This window comes from Haliea sp. (assembly GCF_040222615.1).
In the GTDB taxonomy this organism is placed as follows: Bacteria; Pseudomonadota; Gammaproteobacteria; order Pseudomonadales; family Halieaceae; genus Haliea.
This window is the reverse complement of the sequence record NZ_JAVKCQ010000135.1, coordinates 1-4,606: the sequence shown is the minus strand read 5'-3', so window position 1 is coordinate 4,606 and position 4,606 is coordinate 1. Positions and strand designations below refer to the sequence as shown.

The window sequence follows — 4,606 nt, the reverse complement described above, 5'->3', positions numbered from 1 at the left end:
GATGTAGTGTATCCAACTTCCCGGGGCAACACTATGCCTGTCGCCGGTTAAAGCCGCTCAGCTCTGCCGGGGTTGCAGGGTAATGGCCAGCGGCTCGGTGGAGAGGGACGGCCGCAGCGGGCCCGCACGCCCGAGCCAGCTCGCCTTGTCCTCGCCGGGGGTGCCATCGGGCGAGACCTGCACCACCACCACCACCTCGCCGGCCTCGGACAGTTTCTGCCCCGCCATGGAGTTGCTGTCATCCAGGCGCAGGGTCGCGGGAAGCTGACCGGCCTGCAGCCGCTGCACCGCGATGGGCATGCGACTGTCGCTGGACGCGGAGCGCGCAAGCACAAAAACGGTGTCGGCAGGATCGAGGACAGCACCTTCAGGTGCTGTCACCAGCAGGCTGAGGCCGACGCCAGCGACGACCGCTGGCTCACCGGCGGCGGGAGCCGGCTCACCGAGCCGTTCCCGGGCCTCGGCAATCACCCCGGCAATCATCTGCGCCCCCTCGCTGCCATCGGTTTCCATTGCCAGCAGCCGCTCCCAGTACTGGATGGCAGCGCGGAACTGGTCGCGCTCGAAAGCCGCCATGCCCAGCAGACCCAGCGCTGTGCGCTGGTGCGGGTTGATGGCCAGGGCCTGCTCGGCGCGGGCCTGGGATTCCGGGTCAAGAGTCCTGTCCGAGGCCAGGTAACGGGACTGGGCAGCATAGGCCAGGGCCTGGGCGTCATCGGGTGCCCCCACTGCCAGCCTGTTGTAGGTTTCTGCGGCCATCACAAAATCGCCCTGGCCCATGTAAAAGCGCCCCAGCAGGGCCAGATAATGCAGGTTGTCCGGCCGCTGGCCGGAGCGTTTCTCGATCGCCGCCATCAACGCCAGCATGTCTTCCTCGCCAGCATTTTCATCCAGCCCCGCCAGCTGCCCGCCAATCCTGACATCCGCGACCGAACCCAGCTGGTAATAGAGGGTACCGGCCATCACGGCCACCAGCGGCAACAACACCCAGACCGGAAAAGGCGCCCGCGGATTGGACACAGCAGTTTCCGCCGGCTGCTGCTGGTCTTCCAGCAACCGCAGCTGGGCATCGGTTTCGAGGCCGGTGTCGCCCTCCTCCGCCAACTCGCGCCGCCGCAGGCGATACCACTCGAGATTGGCCTGGGCACCGTCGTCGAGGGGCCGGCGCATGGCCCAGCCGGGGAACAGGTAAAACAATCCACTGAGCAGGACGAGGCCGGCACAGGCGAGCAGGAACAGGGTCAAGCGTCTTTCTCCGCTGATTGCAACAGGGCTGCGAGTCGGGCCTGCTCGTCACTGTCGAGGGTGGCTGGAGACTGCTTGCGCCCCCGCAACAACAGCAGCAAACCCGCGGCTCCGGCGAGCAGCAACAATACCGGCGCCAGCCACAGGACTGCCGTGGCAGCGTTGAATGCCGGCCGATAGCGAACGAATTCACCGTAGCGCGCCACCATGAACTCGAGAATTTCCTGGTCGCTGGCGCCGGCTTCCAGCTGCTGATGCAGCAGGCGTCTCAGGTCCTGGGAAATCGGTGCATTGGAATCGGCGATGTTCTGGTTCTGGCACTTCGGGCAGCGCAACTCCTGGCTTAGCTCCCGGTAGCGCTGCTCCAGCGCCGGCTCACTGAACTCGTAGGTCTCGATAACCGCCGCTGCGGGCAGGGCCAGCAGCAGCACCCACAATGCCAGGGCGGTCTTGCACAGCATGGTCATGGTGTGGTCTCCAGGGCGAGGACTTCCCGCCAGAGGGGCTCCAGGGTGTCGCGCCAGACTCTCTCGTCTATGACCCCGACATGACGGTAGCGAATCACACCGGCGGCATCCACAAGGTAGGTCTCCGGGGCGCCGTAGACGCCGAGGTCCACGCCGAGGGTGCCCTCCCGATCGACGATATTGGCACGATAGGGATTGCCGAGATCGCGCAGCCAGCGTTGGGCTGCAGCGTCCTCGTCCTTGTAGTTGATTCCGTAGATGGGAACACCGCTGTCTGCCAGCTGCTGCAGGTAGGGGTGCTCGACCCGGCAGGAAATGCACCAGGTGGCCCAGACGTTGAACAGCGCGGGCTCCCCGATCACATCGTCGCGGGTCAGGGGCCGGTCATCGGCGAGTTCGGTAAGCTGAAAGTCCGGTAACGGCCGATCAATCAGCGCCGAGGGCAGGGCCGTGGGGTCCAGGGACAGGCCCCGAAACAGGAATGCCGCCAACACTGCGAACAGGATCAGCGGTACAAACAGTTTAAGCCTGGGCGCCACTGACTCCTCCCTGGCGCAGGGCATCACGCGCGGCACTGCGCTGGCGCCGATAGCGCTTGTCGGCGACGGTCACGAAGGCGCCCAGCGCCATCAGCACCGAGCCTGCCCACATCCAGCGGACAAAGGGCTTGTAATGCAGGCGGATAGCCCACGCCCCGTCACTGCCCACCGGCTCACCCATGGCAATGAACAGGTCGCGGAACAGCCCGTCGTCAATCGCGGCCTCGGTCATGACATCCCCACTGGCCAGGTAGCGCCGCTTCTGCGGCGCCAGACGCACGACCTCGCGGCCGTCACGGTAGACAATAAAGCGCGCTTCATCGGCAACATAGTTGGGGCCGCGAACACCGCGCACATCGAGAAAGCGAAACTCGTAGCCGGCGAGCGTATCGCTGGTACCGGGGGTCATCTTGAGATCGTGCTCGATGTTGAACTGGCTGGTCACCACCACCCCGATCACGGTGACCGCAAAGCCCACGTGAGCCACGAACATGCCCCAGTAGCTGGGGGCGAGGCGGCGGAGGCCGGCGGCGACGGAGCTGGCGTTGCGCACCCGGTTGGCCAGATCCCGCAGCATGCCGAAAACCACCCAGCCCGCCAGCAGAATGGCCAGCGCCACCCACAGGTTATAGTCGCCATCGTGCAACAGCGGCAGGGTCAGGGCGCACAGGGCGGTGGCAATGGCTGGAAGCAGCAGCTCCGCCCGCCAGCGGCTGGCGCTGTCCTGCTTCCAGCGGGACAGGGGGCCGATCCCCATGAACGGCATCAGCAGCGCCATCAGCGGTACGAACACCGCGTTGAAGTAGGGTGGCCCCACGGAGTACTTGCCCTGCCCCAGCGCATCCATGAGCAGTGGGAACAGGGTGCCGAACAGCACCGTCAGGGTCGCCACCAGGAACACCACGTTGTTGACCAGCAGCAGGGATTCCCGGGACAGCCAGGCAAAGCCCACCCGGCTGCTGACCGCGGGAGCCCGCAGGGCGTAAAGAATGAGGGAACCTCCCACCACGATACCCAGGAACACCAGGATGAACAGGCCGCGGGCGGGATCGGTGGCGAAGGCGTGCACCGAGGTCAGCACCCCAGAGCGCACCAGGAAGGTCCCCAGCAGACTGAGCGAGAAGGCAAAAATAGCCAGCAGGACGGTCCAGCTCTTGAACAGGCCGCGCTTTTCCGTCGCCGCCAGGGAGTGAATCAGCGCGGTACCCGCCAGCCAGGGCATGAAGGAGGCATTCTCCACCGGGTCCCAGAACCACCAGCCGCCCCAGCCAAGTTCATAGTAGGCCCACCAGCTGCCCAGCATGATCCCGAGGGTCAGGAAAGCCCAGGCGACATTGGTCCAGGGCCGCGACCAGCGCGCCCAGGCGGCATCCAGGCGGCCACCGAGCAGGGCCGCGATGGCAAAGGCGAACGCTACCGAAAACCCGACATAGCCCATGTACAGCAGTGGCGGGTGGATGATCAGGCCAAAATCCTGCAGCAGCGGATTCAGGTCCTGTCCGTCCATGGGAGTGCCAGGCAAGAGACGCGCAAACGGGTTGGAGGTGAAGAGGGAGAAGGCCATGAAGCCCACCCCGACAAAGCCCATCACCGCCAGCACCCGCGCCAGCATCACCAGCGGCAACTGGGGGCTGAATACGGCGACGGCGCAGGTCCACAGGGCGAGTACGAGAATCCATAGCAACAGTGAGCCCTCGTGATTGCCCCACACGGCGGAGAACTTGTAGTACCAGGGCAGCAGGCTGTTGCTGTTGTTCGCGACCACCTCCACCGAGAAATCGTCCTGCATGAAGGCCCAGGTCAGGCAGGCGAAACTGATCGCGGAGAACACCAGGATACCGATGGCCAGGTTCGGAGCCAGGGCCATGGCGGTGGCGTTGCCACGCCAGGCGCCCCACAGGGGCACGGTGCACAGCAGGATCGAGAGGCAGAGGGCGAGAATCAGGGCGAAGTGGCCGAACTCGGGGATCATTGCGCATACTCCTGCTTGGCGGCCTGCCCGGCCATTCTCGCTTTCGATGCTTCCAGCGCATCAGCCACCTCCGGCGGCATGTAGTTCTCGTCGTGCTTGGCCAGGACTTCCGATGCCTGCAGGACCCCGTTTGCGTCCAGCTTGCCCGATGCCACTGCGCCCTGGCCCTCGTCGAAGAGATCCGGGAGGATGCCGGTATACACCACTGGTACCACGGCCTCGAAATCCGTGACCTCGAAACGCACTTCGAGGCTGTCGCTGCTGCGCTGGATACTGCCGTCCACCACCATGCCGCCCACACGGATATTCTGGCCTACGGGTGCCAGGCCCGCGGCGACCTCCACCGGGGGATAGAACAGGTTGATATTGCCGCGCAGGGCATA

Annotated in this window: 5 protein-coding genes; all 5 read right to left on the bottom strand. The window is 65.3% G+C overall.

Translation table 11 applies throughout. From position 1 onward, the window contains the following. Positions 1 to 57 precede the first annotated feature (57 nt). A complete protein-coding gene (gene ccmI, locus RJQ10_RS10865; RefSeq protein WP_350146471.1) occupies positions 58 to 1,245 on the bottom strand; it encodes a c-type cytochrome biogenesis protein CcmI in 1,188 nt (395 codons plus the stop codon). Further along, entirely contained in the window at positions 1,242 to 1,712 is a 471-nt protein-coding gene (locus RJQ10_RS10860) for a cytochrome c-type biogenesis protein (RefSeq protein WP_350146469.1), read from the bottom strand. Before RJQ10_RS10860 ends, ccmI begins: the two co-directional genes overlap by 4 nt. Continuing rightward, positions 1,709 to 2,251 carry a DsbE family thiol:disulfide interchange protein gene (locus tag RJQ10_RS10855; RefSeq protein WP_350146467.1) on the bottom strand — a complete coding sequence of 181 codons (543 nt, stop codon included), beginning with the start codon at positions 2,249 to 2,251 and terminating at the stop codon, positions 1,709 to 1,711. The genes RJQ10_RS10860 and RJQ10_RS10855 overlap by 4 nt, the downstream gene beginning before the upstream one ends. Beyond that, positions 2,235 to 4,223 (bottom strand): heme lyase CcmF/NrfE family subunit, encoded by a 1,989-nt coding sequence (locus RJQ10_RS10850; RefSeq protein ID WP_350146465.1) that lies wholly within the window; start codon positions 4,221 to 4,223, stop codon positions 2,235 to 2,237. Before RJQ10_RS10850 ends, RJQ10_RS10855 begins: the two co-directional genes overlap by 17 nt. Then, positions 4,220 to 4,606, bottom strand: a 387-nt coding sequence (ccmE, locus tag RJQ10_RS10845) for a cytochrome c maturation protein CcmE (protein ID WP_350146463.1), incomplete at its 5' end; no start/stop codon positions are given. The genes ccmE and RJQ10_RS10850, both read right to left, overlap by 4 nt.

Bases quoted from the DNA above. Each gene is read 5' to 3' on its own strand.
- RJQ10_RS10860 (WP_350146469.1), bottom strand. From the start codon at position 1,712: ATGACCATGCTGTGCAAGACCGCCCTGGCATTGTGGGTGCTGCTGCTG.
- RJQ10_RS10850 (WP_350146465.1), bottom strand. From the start codon at position 4,223: ATGATCCCCGAGTTCGGCCACTTCGCCCTGATTCTCGCCCTCTGCCTC.